18 protein-coding genes are annotated in these 16,606 nt (G+C 52.6%); 17 read left to right on the top strand and 1 reads right to left on the bottom strand.

Going from position 1 to position 16,606, the window contains the following annotated elements:
• The first annotated feature begins 19 nt into the window (after positions 1–19).
• The 8 genes from M3650_RS22705 to M3650_RS22670 all read left to right on the top strand — a co-directional run bounded on the left by M3650_RS22705 (position 20) and on the right by M3650_RS22670 (position 6,746).
• Complete coding sequence (locus tag M3650_RS22705) at positions 20–2,209, top strand: alpha-galactosidase (RefSeq protein WP_251578052.1); 2,190 nt, start codon at positions 20–22, stop codon at positions 2,207–2,209.
• Between the two features lie 25 nt (positions 2,210–2,234).
• Complete coding sequence (locus M3650_RS22700) at positions 2,235–2,432, top strand: hypothetical protein (RefSeq protein ID WP_251578050.1); 198 nt, start codon at positions 2,235–2,237, stop codon at positions 2,430–2,432.
• Entirely contained in the window at positions 2,422–2,667 is a 246-nt protein-coding gene (locus M3650_RS32340; RefSeq protein ID WP_311295123.1) for a helix-turn-helix domain-containing protein, read from the top strand. The genes M3650_RS22700 and M3650_RS32340 overlap by 11 nt, the downstream gene beginning before the upstream one ends.
• Before the next feature lie 240 nt (positions 2,668–2,907).
• On the top strand, positions 2,908–3,228 hold the full coding sequence (gene trxA, locus M3650_RS22690) for a thioredoxin (RefSeq protein WP_251578049.1): 321 nt from the start codon (positions 2,908–2,910) through the stop codon (positions 3,226–3,228).
• A 258-nt stretch (positions 3,229–3,486) separates the two neighbouring features.
• Positions 3,487–4,443, top strand: coding sequence for an ABC transporter substrate-binding protein (locus M3650_RS22685; RefSeq protein WP_251578047.1), 957 nt, complete (start codon positions 3,487–3,489; stop codon positions 4,441–4,443).
• Positions 4,444–4,449: 6 nt separating this feature from the next.
• A complete protein-coding gene (locus tag M3650_RS22680) occupies positions 4,450–5,508 on the top strand; it encodes a FecCD family ABC transporter permease (RefSeq protein WP_251578045.1) in 1,059 nt (352 codons plus the stop codon).
• Positions 5,501–6,283 carry an ABC transporter ATP-binding protein gene (locus M3650_RS22675; protein WP_036704431.1) on the top strand — a complete coding sequence of 261 codons (783 nt, stop codon included), beginning with the start codon at positions 5,501–5,503 and terminating at the stop codon, positions 6,281–6,283. Before M3650_RS22680 ends, M3650_RS22675 begins: the two co-directional genes overlap by 8 nt.
• A gap of 118 nt (positions 6,284–6,401) precedes the next feature.
• Positions 6,402–6,746, top strand: a complete 345-nt coding sequence (locus tag M3650_RS22670) for an antibiotic biosynthesis monooxygenase (RefSeq protein WP_251578043.1) — start codon at positions 6,402–6,404, stop codon at positions 6,744–6,746.
• A gap of 763 nt (positions 6,747–7,509) precedes the next feature.
• Here M3650_RS22670 and M3650_RS22665 read toward each other — a convergent pair.
• Complete coding sequence (locus M3650_RS22665) at positions 7,510–8,379, bottom strand: YitT family protein (RefSeq protein WP_019421880.1); 870 nt, start codon at positions 8,377–8,379, stop codon at positions 7,510–7,512.
• 155 nt (positions 8,380–8,534) lie between these two features.
• Here M3650_RS22665 and M3650_RS22660 point away from each other — a divergent pair, with 155 nt between their 5' ends.
• The 9 genes from M3650_RS22660 (at position 8,535) to panC (ending at position 16,599) form a co-directional block, all read left to right on the top strand.
• Complete coding sequence (locus M3650_RS22660; protein WP_019421881.1) at positions 8,535–8,912, top strand: nucleotide pyrophosphohydrolase; 378 nt, start codon at positions 8,535–8,537, stop codon at positions 8,910–8,912.
• Between the two features lie 22 nt (positions 8,913–8,934).
• Entirely contained in the window at positions 8,935–9,738 is an 804-nt protein-coding gene (dapB, locus tag M3650_RS22655; protein ID WP_019421882.1) for a 4-hydroxy-tetrahydrodipicolinate reductase, read from the top strand.
• Positions 9,739–9,783: 45 nt separating this feature from the next.
• Positions 9,784–10,206: a methylglyoxal synthase gene (gene mgsA, locus M3650_RS22650; RefSeq protein ID WP_019421883.1), complete on the top strand. Its 423-nt coding sequence runs from the start codon at positions 9,784–9,786 to the stop codon at positions 10,204–10,206.
• Positions 10,206–10,904 carry a bacillithiol biosynthesis deacetylase BshB1 gene (bshB1, locus tag M3650_RS22645; protein ID WP_251578041.1) on the top strand — a complete coding sequence of 233 codons (699 nt, stop codon included), beginning with the start codon at positions 10,206–10,208 and terminating at the stop codon, positions 10,902–10,904. Before mgsA ends, bshB1 begins: the two co-directional genes overlap by 1 nt.
• 116 nt (positions 10,905–11,020) lie before the next feature.
• On the top strand, positions 11,021–12,181 hold the full coding sequence (gene bshA / locus M3650_RS22640; RefSeq protein ID WP_251578039.1) for an N-acetyl-alpha-D-glucosaminyl L-malate synthase BshA: 1,161 nt from the start codon (positions 11,021–11,023) through the stop codon (positions 12,179–12,181).
• Positions 12,182–12,272: 91 nt separating this feature from the next.
• Positions 12,273–13,583, top strand: coding sequence for a CCA tRNA nucleotidyltransferase (locus M3650_RS22635; RefSeq protein WP_251578037.1), 1,311 nt, complete (start codon positions 12,273–12,275; stop codon positions 13,581–13,583).
• On the top strand, positions 13,580–14,551 hold the full coding sequence (locus M3650_RS22630; RefSeq protein WP_251578035.1) for a biotin--[acetyl-CoA-carboxylase] ligase: 972 nt from the start codon (positions 13,580–13,582) through the stop codon (positions 14,549–14,551). The genes M3650_RS22635 and M3650_RS22630 overlap by 4 nt, the downstream gene beginning before the upstream one ends.
• A 294-nt stretch (positions 14,552–14,845) precedes the next feature.
• Entirely contained in the window at positions 14,846–15,715 is an 870-nt protein-coding gene (panB, locus tag M3650_RS22625; RefSeq protein WP_251578033.1) for a 3-methyl-2-oxobutanoate hydroxymethyltransferase, read from the top strand.
• Positions 15,712–16,599 carry a pantoate--beta-alanine ligase gene (gene panC, locus M3650_RS22620; RefSeq protein WP_251578031.1) on the top strand — a complete coding sequence of 296 codons (888 nt, stop codon included), beginning with the start codon at positions 15,712–15,714 and terminating at the stop codon, positions 16,597–16,599. Before panB ends, panC begins: the two co-directional genes overlap by 4 nt.
• Positions 16,600–16,606: the final 7 nt, after the last annotated feature.

The raw sequence follows: 16,606 nt of genomic DNA, 5'->3' as shown, positions 1-16,606 counted from the left end.
ATACATGGGAGGGGTAAGGATGAATATAGTCTACAACGAGGCGGAGCAGCTTTTTCACCTGCAGACCAAAGGGACTAGCTACATGATGCAAGTGGTGAAGGGCGGTTACTTGGCCCATGTGTATTGGGGCCGCAAGCTGAGAGGAATTCATGAGATGGAGCGGATCAGCTATGTGGATCGCTGTTCGTTCCACCCGAATCCAGACCCGCGGGACCGCTCGTTCTCGACCGACACGCTCCCGCAGGAACTGCCAGGCTATGGGTGCGGGGATTTTCGCCATCCGGCCTATGAAGTGCAGTTCGAGCAAGGAGCGACTGCTTCTGAGCTTATCTATAAAAGTCACACAATTATAAGTGGGAAGCCTCGATTAGAGGGACTGCCTGCGACATATGTCGAGTCTGAGGGAGAAGCGATGACGCTCGAGATCGAGATGGAAGATACGGTCACAGAGCTGCGAGCGGTTATGCAGTATACCGTATACGCAGAGCATGATGCCATCATCCGCTCTGTCCGCTATAGGAATGCGAGCACCTCAGAGATGAAGCTGCAGCGGGCGCTTAGCATGAGCGTCGACTTCCCGCATGCGGAGTTCGACTTGCTGCGCTTGCCGGGCGCTTGGGCGCGCGAACGCCACATCGACCGGCATCCGCTAGCCACTGGCACGCAATCGGTGGAGAGCCGCCGCGGGTCGAGCAGCCATCAGCAAAATCCGTTCATTGCGCTGTTGTCGCACGGGGCGGATGAGGAGCACGGCGATGTCTATGGCTTCAGCCTCGTTTATAGCGGAAGCTTCCTGGCGCAGGCGGAAGTCGATCAATTCCGCTCGACGCGCGTCTCGATGGGGATGAATCCGTTCGACTTCGAATGGCTGCTTGAACCAGACCAATCGTTCCAGACGCCGGAAGTGGTCATGGTCTATTCTGGCGCAGGGCTGGGCGAAATGTCACGAACGTATCACCATCTATATCGTACCCGGCTATGCCGCGGACATTTCCGCGATCGCGAGCGCCCGGTGCTCGTGAACAATTGGGAAGCGACGTATTTTGATTTTACGGCAGACAAGATTGAGGCATTGGCGGGCTCGGCTGGAGAGCTAGGCATTGAACTGCTCGTACTGGACGACGGATGGTTCGGCAAGCGGAACGATGACCGCAGCTCGCTTGGCGATTGGTTCGTCAATACCGAGAAGCTGCCGGGCGGTCTGGATGATGTGGCGCGCCGGGTAAATGCGCAAGGTGTGCAATTCGGCCTCTGGTTCGAGCCGGAAATGATCTCGCCAGACAGCGAGTTGTACCGAGCTCACCCGGATTGGTGCCTGCATGTGCCCGATCGCAGACGGACGCAGGCGAGATCCCAGCTTATTCTAGACTTCTCGCGCCAAGAGGTGTGCGATGCGGTCGTAGAATCACTGTCCAACATTTTGGCGAATGCCCCCATTTCTTATGTGAAGTGGGACATGAACCGCAATATGACTGAGATCGGTTCGGCCAGCTTGCCGCCGCAGCGGCAGCGGGAAACTGCTCATCGCTATATGCTGGGTGTATACAGCGTAATGGAGCAGGTGACAACCGCCTTCCCACACGTGTTGTTCGAGAGCTGCTCTGGCGGTGGTGGTCGCTTCGATCCCGGCATGCTGTACTATATGCCGCAGACGTGGACGAGCGATGATACCGATGCGGTAGAGCGGTTGAAGATTCAATACGGCACAAGCCTCGTCTATCCGATTAGCACGATGGGTGCGCATGTGTCAGCGGTGCCGAACCACCAGATTGGCAGAGTCACCTCCTTAGAGATGAGGGGGCATGTCGCGATGTCGGGGAACTTCGGCTATGAGCTCGATCTGACCAAGTTCACGGACGCCGAGAAGACGGCGGTTAAGGAGCAAGTAGCATTCTATAAGTCAGTGCGCGCCTTGGTTCAGAATGGGGACATGTACCGGCTGCGCAGTCCGTTCGAAGGCAATGACACGGCGTGGATGTTCGTCTCTGCGGATCGATCGGATGCGCTGCTCGGTCACTTCCGCGTGCTTGCAGAGCCCAATCCAGCCAGCTGCCGCATTAAGCTGAGAGGTCTGTGCCCGGATACGATGTATCGTTTGGAGCAGACCGGACGCATCTATGGCGGGGATGAGCTCATGTATGCGGGGATTTTTATACCGCAGATGGAGCACGATTTCTGCAGCATTATGTACCGATTTACAGCTTTGTAGGAACTGACCGCCACCTTTGCGCGTAATGAGCAGAGGTGGCGGTTGTGGCATAACTGTCGGAAATCTACAGTGCTTTGAACCTCTTATTTCAGAAATCGCTGAAAAGCAGCTGGATCCACTGCAAGCCGTCACCGTCATCACGGTGGAAATGGTGGAAAAGGCTGCTGGCTCAGCGGCATCTGCAATGGAAGAAAATTATTTTCGGCCGCTGAATATGGCGTAGTCAGCAATCATGTATCGTCCAGCTACACTTTTTTCAGCGAAGCATTCAAAGCATTCACCGGAGATACTTCGTATCGTATCCGAAAAAGGTTAGAATTCGAAAAGCGATGGAACTGCTTGCTCATAGCTCCATGCGACTGGCTGAAGCAGGGAACGCGGTTGGCTTTGAGAATACGAAGCAGTTCTCACGTATGTTCAAGGAACTGGAGGGAATATCCCGCACGAGTACCGATTGAAGGTCCGAGCGGATATTCAGTTACCTGACCCGACCATATTGTCTGATATAGTCTGATTCCATCGATACAGTTGGCCTGCAAGAGGCGCATGATTCTGAGCAGCGCCTCTTTATCGCATTAAGCTGTATCGTCCGGATAATAAGATAGCTAGATAGCTGAGATAGTTGACGAATGGAGCAGAAAGATTTATATTATACCCATAGGGGTATGTAGCGACAAGTAGTTAGGAGGAATATAGACATGACAACGGTGGAATTAACAGACAGCACGATTGAAGCTTTTATCCAGGACAATAAGCTGGTATTGGTCGACTTCTGGGCGCCGTGGTGCGGACCTTGCCGCATGATTGCGCCGACACTCGAGAGATTGGCCGAGGCAATGGGAGATCGGGCGATTATAGCTAAGGTCAATGTGGATAGCAATCCATATGCAGCCATCAAGTATCAGGTGCAGGGGATCCCGAATTTGAAACTGTTTTATGAAGGCAAGGAAGTGGAAGGCTTTGTCGGCGTACAGCCATTGGAAACTTTGCAGCGCGCAGTAATGAATTATGTCCGATAATACATGTAAGACCGTGAGCTGGCACCAAGCTGCACGGTCTTTTTTGATCGGCAGGACAACCGGTGTGTGGGAGAGAGGTGTGATAGAAAAGGGGATACGCATTTCTTTGTTGACAATGATAATCAATATCAATTATTATAACTAAAGAATATGATAATGATTCTCATTATCGACAGAGTAAAGATATGAGGATTCAATTTTATCATCCATCATGATCACTCATCGCTACTCACTACATATCCATAGGAGGTATTTTTCATGTTACGTCGTTCTGTTGTCCGCCATTCCGGTAAGCTTATGCTAGCTGCCGCATTAGTATGCTCGTCGCTTGTACATGCCGCATTCAATGCGCCGGCAACGAGCGCGCAGGCCAACATTGTCGTGAAGGATTTCGCCGACCGGGAGCTGACATTAAGCAAGCCAGTCGAGAAGGTGATCACGCTAGCTGCTGGAGATGCACAGATTGTGGCGGCATTGGGCGGAAAAGTCGTTGGTCGTCCGAACACGAGCAATAAGACATTGCCAAAAGAGGTGTTGGACGCACCGGTTATCGGATCGGGTCATGCGCCGAATTACGAGAAGATTACTTCATTGAAGCCAGAGCTGGTCATTGCAAGCAAAAGCTTGAACATAAAGGATATTAAAGCGTTGGAAGCAACTGGTGCGCTAGTGTACGTGGCCAGCTCTGAATCCGTTAATGAAATTAAGGAGAATGTGCTGAAGATCGGACAATTGCTCGGCAAGACGGAGAAAGCCAAGGCGACCGTTAACGCAATGGACATCAAGCTGCAAATTGCCGGTAAGGTCAATAAAGACAATCCGAAGAAGGCCTTAATTGTGTACGGCGCTCCCGGCACATTACTGGCTGCGCTCCCATCTTCGCTTCCAGGCGATCTGTTAACGAGAGCCGGGGGCAAAAATGTAGCTGCACAATTTCCAAAGCTGGATAAAATGTCTGGTTATGCGCAGTTGAGTGCGGAGCGTGTCATTGCAGCGGATCCAGATATTATTTTGCTCATTACGCACGGAGACCCGGAAGCAGTACAGAAAGCATTTAACGAAGAGATTAGTAAAAATGCAGCCTGGAGCAGTATGACAGCCGTGAAGAACGAAAATATCGTCGTGCTTCCTTCGCATCTGTTCGGCACCAATCCAGGTACGAAAATCGCAGACGCCTTAAATGTTCTTGCGACTCATCTGAAACAGGCGGAGTGATAACGGATGACTATCGATGCCAAGCTGAAGGCTCCCGAAGCGTTCAGCGAGGGGGTACAGAGTCAAGACCCGCGTAAGAGAAAGCGAACGGTGACCATCATTGCAACGGTAGTGCTTCTGGTGGCCGCATTTCTATACGGACTGTCGACAGGGGCGGTATCCATTCCCGTGAAGACGATATGGGAGGTGCTTATTCACCGCGAGCCTTCGACCAATGATCAGATTATTTGGAACTTCCGGCTGCCGCGCACCTTGTTGGCTATGGTGGTAGGGAGCTCCTTAGCCATCTCCGGCGCATTTATGCAAGGAGTCATGCGCAACCCGCTTGCTGATCCGGGCATTATCGGCGTATCGGCAGGAGCGGGCCTGATGGCCGTCATCATCATGCTTATTTTTCCGGAAATGATTTATTTGGTTCCGGCAGCCGCTTTTGTTGGTGCATGGGTCGCCGTTATGATTACTTACAGCCTCGCCTGGAAGAAAGGGGCCTCGCCGCTGCGCATCATTTTGGCAGGGGTAGCCGTTAACGCTTTGGCAGGGGCTATCACATCAGGCATTATGCAGCTTTACAGCGACAGAGTGCAAGCCGTGCTGCCTTGGCTGTCTGGAGGTCTTGCCGGTGTGAGCTGGTACCATCTCCAGATGGTGCTGCCTTACTTTGCCGTTGCTCTTCTCCTGTCGGTGTTCGGCATTAGGCATGCGAATGTTCTGCTGCTTGGCGATGAGGCAGCGAAGCTGCTCGGGCATCCGACGGAAAAGAGTCGTCTGTTCCTTATTTCGATCAGCACCCTGCTGGCCGGCATCGCCGTGAGCGTGTCAGGATTGATAGGCTTCGTCGGCCTTGTCGTCCCGCATATGGTACGGCTAATTGTCGGCAACAACTATGCGTACTTGCTGCCGGTATCCGCCCTGGGCGGTGCGGCGCTGGTCGTGTTCGCCGATACAGCCGCACGGAGCTGGTTCGACCCGCTGGAATTGCCAGTAGGAATTTTGCTGGCCGTGGTGGGGGCACCATTCTTCCTCTATTTATTAAGACGCGGAGGTGTGTTCAGTGGCCGTGCTTAGTGCGGAACAGCTGTGCTTCGACATGTCACAGCATTTTGGAATTAAGGATGTGTCCCTTTATGCTGAGCAGGGTGAGCGGATTAGCATTATTGGACCTAACGGTTCAGGCAAGTCTACGCTGCTGAAGCTTATGGCCAGACTGCTCAAGCCGCATCAGGGTCTGGTCATGCTGGATGGCAAGGATATCGCGGTTATGAAAGGGAGAGAGACGGCGAAAGCGCTGTCGATGCTGACCCAAATTCAGCCGCAGCTGACCGACATGACCGTCCGCGATCTGGTGCAGTATGGTCGACATCCCCACAGCAGCATGCTGTCAGGCACATCACGAGAAGACCGCGCCGTGACGGAATGGGCCATCAGCGCCACACGCATGGAGACATTGGCTGATCGGCCGCTGGAATCGTTATCTGGAGGAGAGCGCCAACGTGCATGGATTGCGATGGCTTTAGCCCAACAGCCGAAGGTCCTGCTGTTGGATGAACCGACGACCTATTTGGATATTGCTAACCAGCTTGAGGTTCTGGAGCTGATGAACCAGCTGAATGGACAGATGAACATGACGATTGTGATGGTGCTGCACGATATCAATCAGGCGGCTCAATACAGCGATCGCATGATTGTGATGCATGACGGAAGCGTCGTTCATCATGGACCACCCCGTGACGTGATGACACCGGACATGTTCGAGAGCGTGTTCCGCATCCGGGTTCGCATTCATCAAGAAGAAGCATATCCCTATATATTTCCGCTGGCTGTTGCGGCCGGCACCCTATGAGAGGTTGTTCAAGAAGTCGAAGTCGAGAATGATTTCGATATAGTTTTCTTGCAAAAACATGTACTTCTCGGTGCTGAAAAGCGGTCTTTTTGAACACGCACTATAAGGAGGAATCGCCATGATTGCTGTAACGAATTGCATTCGCGTGCATAAAGGGATGGGAGGCCATCTGGAGACAAGATTTGAACGACCGAAGCACGTGCATCGGATGCCGGGATTCGTGAGCATGGAGCTATTAAAGAACGGACAGGAGGAGGATTACGACGAATTCGTAGTCCGTACGGTCTGGCAGGACCGTGCCGCGTTCGACAACTGGGTTCAGAGCGAGGAATTCAAGCGTGGTCATTCGCGCCGCGAGCAGGCCGATGGCAACATCATCGACTTTAAGGTGACAATATATGAAGTGGTGCAACGCCATCAACCAGATGCCGAGTCCGATTCGGCTGCCGAAGCGGCCATATAAAGGACGAGATAAAATACAAAAAGAGCAGGGATATACCGTGTTGGTATATCCCTGCTCTTCTCGTTGATACTGAAGCCGCACTACTACACGTGTTCGCAGTGTTAATTGGCCACCGAGCAGAGTTGTTTCTATTGTATAACTCGATATCGTCATTCCACCCTGTGGAGAACATGCTGTGGCGATAACAAGCTGTCACGATGCGTATATGCCCACTCTCCCTTTTACTCAGCTTTTCACGTAGAGTCTCTCCCCTGACGGCAAGGGAGAGTGAAACTAGCGATGGCGCGAACGTAACTTATACCTGCTGCAGGTATTTACGAACTGTCACGATGCGTATATGCCCACTCTCCCTTTTACTCAGCTTTTGACGCAGAGTCTCTCCCCTGACGGCAAGGGAGAGTGAAGCTAGCGATGGCACGAACGTAACTTATACCTGCTGCAGGTATTTACGAACTGTCACGATACGTATATGCCCACTCTCCCTTTTACTCAGCTTTTGACGCAGAGTCTCTCCCCTGACGGCAAGTGAGAGTGAAACTAGCGATGGCGCGAACGTAACTTATACCTGCTGCAGGTATGTACGAACTGTCACGATGCGTATATGCCCACTCTCCCTTTTACTCAGCTTTTCACGCAGAGTCTCTCCCCTGACGGCAAGGGAGAGTGAAGCTAGCGATGGCGCGAGCATATCTATTGCCTACGGCCAGTCTGTACCATTTATTCATCTTCAGCTTGCGGCTTGAATGTGGAATCCCTTTTCTTGTTACTCTTCGCGGAAGCCTTCGCCCAACACATCATGGACATCGTTGACGACAATGAAGGCGCGCGGATCAATCTCTTTCACCAAAGTTTTAAAGCGGCGAATCTCCGTGCGGCTGACAACGCAGTATACCATTTGCTTCGGTTCGCGCGAATAAGCACCAATGACTGGGACGAGCGTTACGCCACGTTCCATTTCCTTCGTAATGGTATTTGCGATTTGGTCCGAATGATTGGTTATGACCGTAAAGGCTTTGGCCGCATAAGCGCCTTCTTGAATGAAATCGATCATTTTCGAGGAAATAAAAACGGCCACCAATGTATACAATATCTTTTCCTTCGGTATGTAGAACAGCGCTGCGCCGATAATGAAAATATCGAGGAAAAGAATGAACTGCCCCATGCTGATGCCGAGGCGGCGATTCGCCATCCGTGCAAGAATATCGACGCCGCCGGTCGTGCCGCCGAAGCGGAAGACGATACCGAGCCCCGTTCCTAAGGTAACGCCGGCGTATAGGGTAGCCAAAATGAAATCATGCTCCGTCTGGAAGGGAATGATCCACTCTCGGGCAACCGCCTGCTCAAACAGCCATAGGAACAAAGTGAGCGAGAGAACGCCGTAAACGCTGTACACCATCTGTTTGCTGCCCAGAGCGCGCCAGCCAATAGCGAACAAAGGAATGTTTAGCACTAACGTGGATAAGGAGGGTTTTATGCCTGCCGCGTAATTAAGCAGTACCGTAACTCCCGTGACTCCGCCCTCCATAAGCTGATTCGGAATAATAAAGTAAATTAAACCGAATGCATAAATTGCCGTGCCGACCGTTATCGGAAGAAAGGTATGCCATACGCGCTGAAACAGGGATGAATTCACGTAATTCAGGGCTCCTTTTAGTGGGTTATAACTTACATCTTCATTAGTATATCGAATTCATTATTAGATAAAAAGCATTTGTTTTCCATACGGGTATACGTTAACATAGTAGCAGAATGTACTTTAAAAATGTACTGCGTAAAGAAGGGGATTGCATGACAAATACAGACGTAAAATCACTCTTGTCTTCGCTGCGCGACAAGCCGCTGTCACAGATGCAGCGAGAGGTCGATGAGTACATATCTCAGTTTCAAGAAGGATACTTCAGCCCGCTTGCCATGTTGGCCAGATTGTCTGAAGAAGTGGGAGAATTAGCTCGCGAAGTGAACCATTATTATGGTGAGAAGCCGAAGAAGTCTTCTGAGGCGGATAACTCAATTGATATGGAGCTAGGGGATATATTATTTATCCTGCTTTGCTTTTCCAATTCGCTTGGTATTGACCTGACGAAGGCACATGATGCATGTATGCACAAGTTCAATACCCGTGATGCGAATCGTTGGACTCGAATAGAGGAGCAGACAGAGGAATAGTCGCAGAAAGGATGAGGGCGAGATGGAACGAATTCGTGTAGCTGTCACGGGAGCTAGCGGGCGTATGGGCAGAGAAGTCGTGAAGATGGTATTGGAAGATGAAGCGTTGCAGTTGGTTGCCGCTATTGCTACGTCGGCAGGGTCGGTAGATGCCGCTTCGCTCGTTGGACTTCCGCCATGCGGCATAAAGGTGACTTCGGATCTGGAAAGCGCCTTGCAGCACACGCAGCCAGACGTTATGGTCGATTTTACGACGCCTAACACTGTCATGAGCAACACGCTGCTCGCAATTCGCAGTGGCGTGAGACCAGTCATCGGCACGACGGGATTCAGCCCCGACGAGATCGAGCAACTGCAGCAGATGTGCCGCGAGCAACAGCTTGGCGGCTTGATTGCGCCTAATTTCTCGATCGGCGCAATCTTGATGATGCGCTTTGCCGCGCAAGCCGCAAAGTATTTACCCGATCTGGAAATTATCGAGTACCATGGCGATCAGAAGCTGGACGCACCTTCCGGTACGGCGGTGAAGACAGCGGAAATAGTGTCGAAAGTACGTGAGGAGCACCGTCAAGGCAATCCGCGTGAAGAAGAGAAAATCGAGGGCTCACGCGGAGGCTATTATGACGGATTTCGCATTCACAGCGTGAGATTGCCTGGTATATTTGCACAGCAGGAAGTGATTTTTGGAGGTTATGGACAAACTCTGAAAATCCGCCATGATTCGTATGATCGCGCGGGTTATATGCCGGGCGTTAATATGGCAGTGAAGAAAGTCGTTCAACTTCAGGAGTTAGTCTACGGATTTGAGCATTTGCTTGATGATTGATTGCCGCACCATTTGACTAGGGGATAGACAACGGAGGGTTACGACATGTTAAATATCGCATTTATTGCACATGACCGAAAAAAAGACGAGATCGTTAATTTCGTTACCGCCTATGAAAAGGTATTTGAGGATCATCAATTATACTCTACGGGCACGACGGGCCTGCGGATTATGGAGCAGACCGATCTGCGCATCCACCGCTTTCAATCCGGTCCATTAGGCGGAGACCAGCAAATCGGCGCCCTTGTGGCGGAAAATGAAATGGACTTGATTATTTTCCTGCGCGACCCGCTGATGGCACAGCCGCACGAGCCGGATATTATCGCATTGCTTCGTCTATGCGATGTTCAGGGCATTCCGGTTGCGACGAACATTGCAACGGCGGAGATTTTGGTGAAGGCGCTGGAACGCGGTGATTTCGCTTGGCGTGAGTTGGCTCATAAATATAAACCGGGAGTCGAGGAGTAATGAACGGTCTCGATATATTGGCCTTTGGCGCTCATCCCGATGATGTAGAGATAGGGATGGCTGGGACTATTGCAAAGCATACGGCCCAAGGCTTCAAGGTCGGCATTTGTGATCTGACGGAGGCGGAAATGTCTTCGAACGGTACGGTTGATTTGCGACGTGAGGAAGCGAAGCAGGCGAGCGTTGCGCTGCGGCTCTCTGTTCGGGAGAATCTGCGTCTGCCAGACCGGGGGCTGCAGGTATGCTCCGAGCATATTGATGCGGTCGTCGAGGTGATTCGTCGTCATCGTCCGCGCATCGTGTTCATGCCTTATTGGGAAGACCGCCATCCAGATCATATACAATGCAGCCGGATCGTGCAGGAAGCAGTGTTTAACGCGAAATTGCGGCGCTACCTGCCTGAGCTGGATGCACATCTGGTGGAGCAGGTTTATTTTTATTTTATTAATGATGTCGCATCGGCGCAACTGCTTGTAGATGTGACAGCGGTTTACGACATGAAGCGCGCAGCGCTGCATGCGTATGCTTCGCAATTTACGAAGCCGGACGGCAGCGGTACTTTCGTTGCGACACCTTTGAATCAGGGATACGTGGAACGGGTGGAGGCTCGGGATACTCTCTTGGGCCAGACACGTGGGTTTGCGCTTGCTGAGGGCTTCGTCGTAAAAGGTCCTTACGCGGTCTCAACGTTCTTATAGAGTTTGTTCGAAAAGCCACCACTTTTGATCACGAACATCGGGCTTCTAAATTAGAGATAAATCATTCTGCTGTCGTAACAGGTGGATACCATGGCACGATAAGAGGAGGGAAGGGCATGAACGAAGGACTCAAAATCGGCATAACGTGTTATCCGTCTCTCGGCGGTTCCGGGGTCGTTGCAACGGAGCTTGGCAAGCTATTGGCTGAGCGAGGACATCAAGTTCACTTTATTACGCACAATATACCGTTTCGCTTAGGCTCGAGCTTTCAGAAAAACATCCAATATCATGAGGTGGAAGTGAACGATTATTATGTCTTTCGTTATCCGCCCTATGATTTATCGTTAGCGAGCAAAATGGCGCAGGTCGCCAATTTGCAGCAGCTTGACTTGCTGCATGTGCATTATGCGGTTCCGCATGCAGTATGCGCTTATTTGGCCAAGCAAATGGCTCATCCCGATCTGAAGGTAGTGACGACGCTTCATGGCACCGACATAACCGTGCTGGCGCAAGACGAGTCGCTTAAAGATATGATACGATTTGCTATTAATAAAAGCGACGCGGTGACAGCCGTGTCGAAAGATTTGATCCGAGAAACACGTGAACTGCTGGATATCAAGCGACCGATCGATTTAACGTATAATTTCGTAGATAAACGAGTGTACTATCCGCGTGATTGCTCTCAGCTGCGATCGGAATTTGCGTATCCATTCGAGAAGATAATGATGCATATCTCGAACTTCCGCCCTGTGAAGCGGGTGAGTGATGTGGTTGATGTGTTCGCGCGTGTGCAAGAGAAGGTCGCTTCGCGTCTTGTATTTGTGGGGGAAGGACCGGATATGCCAAAGGTTCAATGCAAGATTCGCGAAATGGGGCTAGAGGACCGCGTCCATTTTCTCGGGAAGCAGGATGAAATCGCACAAGTTATCTCACTTGCCGATTGCCTGCTGCTTCCATCGGAGAAAGAAAGCTTCGGACTCGTTGCGTTAGAAGCGATGGCGTGCGGTGTTCCGACCATCGGTTCGGAAGCAGGCGGTATCCCTGAATTGGTTACGCACGGAGAAACGGGTTTTTTGGCTCCGATTGGCGAAACAGAGACGATGGCAGAGTACGCGATTCAGCTGCTGTCGCAGCCGATGCTGGCGCAGAAAATGCGGGAAGCATGCCTGCACCGTGCCCGTCACGTGTTCTGCAATGATCTGATTGCAAGGGAATACGAGAAAATATATTATCGGGTGTTGGGCAAAGAGGTTGAAGTGCCGAAGCCTGTATGCTAATCGGCGGCGATATAGATAGCAATGTTGAGCTGATGCGCGCAATGGTTCCCATCATTGCGCGCACTTGTGTGTAAATGAGGTGTGTTGCGTAATGGGTATAATTGGAAAAGGTGAACTATTTACAGAAGCGCATGATGTCATGAAGCGGCTCATGGCGGAGGGCTATCAAGCATATATGGTCGGTGGCTGCGTACGCGATTCGCTCCTGGGGCGTCCTATCAACGATGTCGATATCGCTACCTCAGCGCTTCCAGAGCAGGTGCTGTCGCTGTTCCCCCGCGTCGTGCCTACCGGGCTTCAGCACGGTACTGTAACCGTGGTCATGCCGACCAACACTTATGAAGTGACTACATTTCGTAAGGAAAGCGCGTACGAGGGTCACCGTCGTCCGGAAGAGGTGGAGTTCATCGGCGATCTGGACGAAGACTTGATGCGGCGGGACTTTACGATTAATGCGATGGCGATTGATGCGGATGGGGAGCTGCATGACCCGTTCGGCGGCGAGGCCGATCTGGAGCAGCGACTTATCCGATGTGTGGGAAACGCGGAGCAGCGGTTCCGCGAAGATGCGCTGCGCATGCTGCGATGCGTTCGCTTTGCAGCTATCTTGAGCGGCCGGATTGCGAAGTCGACGTGGAGGGCGCTATGCCATGAGAAGTCGACGCTCGTTTTCGTCGCGATGGAACGCGTGCGTGACGAGCTGTGGAAGTTGACGGCAGGGGCCGACCCAGCGCGCGGCTGGGCCCTGCTCTTGCGCAGCGGGCTCCTTCAGCATACGAAGGAGCCGCTGGGCGCATTGGCGTCGACCGAGTCGACCCGGTGGCAGCCGCTGCTGTGCGCGCTCGGGCGAGTGACATCGCCCGAGCTGCGCCTGGCGCTGCTGCTCCTCGGGCACGAGGTCGACAAAGGAGAGGCGAAGCGCATTGCGCTGGCGCTTCGCCTCTCCGGGGCGCAGCAGGACGCGGTGCTTGGCGTCCTGCGCGCGGAGGCGCGGCTGGCGGCCGGCGGCAATGCCGCCTTGGCCGCTGCCGCCGTGCCGGGCGGCGCCCAAGCGTGGCGCCGCCCCTTCGCGCAAGCGCTCTTCGCCTATGGCGAAGACGCGCTGCGCGGTTGGCTCGCTTGCCGCAGCGCCCTGGCGGGCGTGGGAGCGGCTGGCGAGCCAGCCGCTGCTGTGCAGCCGTTCCTCCAACATGGTCAGGCTTGGTTGGAGGACATTCCCGTCCGCCGCCTGCAGGATATTGCCCTGACGGGCTCGGATCTGCTGCAGGCGGCGGATCGGGTGGCTGGGCCTTGGCTGGGCCATAGCCTCGAAGCAGCTTGGCTCGCCGTCGCCCTGCAAGAAGTGCCGAATGAACGCGAAGTGTTATTGAAATATGCTGTGAAAGAGTGGAAGGAACGATGAGCGACCAACTGTTGGAATGGTTTCAAGAACACCCCGGACAATACATATCTGGGGAAGAGATAAGCCGCCATCTGAAAATTACGCGCACGGCGGTATGGAAGCAGATTAATCGGCTCCGAGCAAAAGGATACGAATTTGAAGCCGCGCCCAAGCTCGGCTACCGCCTTATTCAAATACCGACCCGTCTTGATGAGATCGCTCTATTGACGAAGCTGAAGACGAAGACGCTTGGACGGCAAATCCGAATTCTGGAGAAGACGGAATCGACGCAAAATGTTGCCGCTGAGTGGGCGAAGCAAGGAGCGGAAGAAGGAGCTATCGTCATCGCCGAGGAACAACTCGGCGGCCGCGGCCGCCATGGGCGTGGCTGGTATTCGCCGCCAGGCAAAGGCATTTGGATGAGCATGGTCTTGAAGCCGCGCATTCCGCTCCAATTTACGCCGCATTTGACGCTCCTGTCCGCGGTGGCGCTGTGCCGGGCGATGAAGCGCCTAACGCATGCCGATTTGGGCATCAAATGGCCTAATGATATTTTGATTGACGGCAAAAAGGTATGCGGGATTTTGCTGGAATCATACGCAGAGGACGAACGGCTCGTGCATGTCATCGCCGGCATGGGGATAAGCGTCAATCTTGATCAAGCCGATTATCCGCCTGAGCTGCAACCGATTGTCACCTCCTTGAAGGCGGCATCAGGACAGGAAGTAGACCGTGCTACCTTGGTGGCGGAGTGTCTGTTAGAATTGGAGCAGTTGTATCAGCTCTATGAAGAACAAGGCTTCGGACCAATTCGCACGCTATGGGAAGCGCAGAGCGTCACGCTTGGACGCAGCTTGTCTGTCGAGACCCCATACGGTGCCGTTCACGGCGTCGCGCAAGGCCTAGATGAATCGGGGGCGCTTGTATTAGTAGGCGAAGACGGCAGCTGCCGCAAAGTTTTTTCGGGAGATGTACATTTTACAGGGTGAAACATGCTCTACTTTCTGTTATACTAATGGCGGCAAGGCGGTATCTGTATAGAACCGCACTCGCCCCCAACTAAGCAAGGAACTCGTGCTGACAAGTACATATTCCTTGATTAACGTGGTGCACGTTTCTGCTCTGAGCCGAAGGGACCGAGACAGAAGGACGTCCGCTTGCGACCTCTTTTTATCTTTTGGGACCTTTTTAGTGGAAACGCTAAAAGGTTTTTTTGTTTTGCGCACACTAAAAAGTGCGTGCCAACCTCTAAAAAGAGACGTAAAGGAGATGAACAGCACGATATGATCAAGCGAAAACTACCGCTAAGTATTGTGAAAATGAAGACGATGAAAGAACAAGGTGAGAAGCTGGCCATGGTTACCGCGTATGATTACCCATCCGCACAGTTGGCTGAGGAAGCCGGTGTCGATTTGATTCTGGTCGGTGATTCTTTGGGCAACGTCGTCCTCGGCTATGATTCCACGCTGCCAGTCACATTGGATGATATGGTATATCACTCCCGCGCGGTGCGTCGCGGAGCGCCCAACACGTTTGTCGTAACCGATATGCCGTTTATGACCTACCACAGTTCAGTGGCCGAGTCCATGTCCGGCGTGCGCCGGATTATGCAGGAAGGGCATGCCAACGCCGTGAAGATGGAGGGTGGCGCGGAGATTGCAATAATGGTGGATGCTTGTGTGAAAGCAGGCGTGCCAGTGCTCGGACATATAGGACTGACGCCGCAATCCGTTCATCAATTGGGAGGGTACCGTATTCAGGGCAAGACGCTGGAAGACGCCAAGCGCTTGCTTGAAGATGCCCTCGCAATAGAGCGTGCCGGAGCTTTTGGCATTGTGCTTGAACTCGTAACAGAACAAGTGGCAGCCTATATTACGGAGCGGCTGTCAATTCCAACTATAGGAATTGGCGCGGGAGCGCGCTGTGACGGACAAGTGCTCGTCTTTCACGATATTTTGCGCTATACCTCGGATTATCGCGAGAAGCGCTTCGTCAAGACTTATGCCGACATCGGAACGACGATTCGAGACAGCATCGCGTCTTATGTGGAGGACGTGAAGCAGCAGGCGTTTCCACAGGAAGCGCACGTCTTCACGGCTGACGACGAGGTTGCTGGAGAGCTGTACGGGAATGGAAAGGTGGAAGCTCCATGATTGCAGCAAGAACGATGGCAGAACTGCGCGATGCGGTTCGTCAGTGCACACAACAGAAGATACATCGAGCCGAATGTCCTTCCATAGGCTTCGTGCCGACAATGGGGTTTTTGCACAAAGGTCATGCCAGTCTGATGAAGGAAGCAAAAAAACAATGCGGCATCGTCGTATTAAGCATATTTGTCAATCCGATTCAATTTGGTCCGAATGAGGATTTAGAGCAATACCCAAGAGATGAGGCACATGATTTAGCAATGGCGGAACAGAACGGAGTGGATATCGTATTTCTTCCTACCGCCGAATTGATGTACCCGGAACCGACGAAGACGATGGTTCAAGTCCAGGGTGTAACGGCTCCGCTCTGTGGAGCCTCCCGTCCAGGACATTTCGACGGTGTCACGACGGTTGTCGCGAAGCTGTTCAATCTGGTGAAGCCGGATAAAGCGTTCTTCGGGATGAAGGATGCCCAGCAAGTGGCTGTCATACAGCAAATGGTAAAGGATTTGAACTTTGACGTCGAGATTGTGCCGTGCCCGATTGTGCGTGAAGGGGACGGTCTTGCGCTCAGCTCCCGCAACATCTATTTGTCTGCAGAAGAGCGTGAGCAGGCATTGGTGCTGTCCCGTACGTTGCGTCAAGTTGAAGCTTGGCTGGAACAGCGTCCAGACATGACGGCGCCTCAACTGAGGGACAACATCATCAAGTCGATTCAGGAAGCTCCGCTGTCTGATATCGATTATGTGGAAATATTGCGATTTCCGTCACTTGAAGCGCTATCGCCAGAACAAACGCTGGCGAATACGGATCATCGCGTATTGATTGCACTGGCCGTACGGTTCGGTCGAACTCGATTGATTGATAACCGTTTACTGGAGAACAAATAGGGGGAAT

This window comes from Paenibacillus sp. MER TA 81-3, assembly GCF_023713585.1.
Lineage (GTDB): Bacteria > Bacillota > Bacilli > Paenibacillales > Paenibacillaceae > Paenibacillus_B > Paenibacillus_B profundus.
The sequence above is the reverse complement of the archived record's forward strand: the minus strand, read 5'-3'. Positions and strand labels throughout refer to the sequence as shown.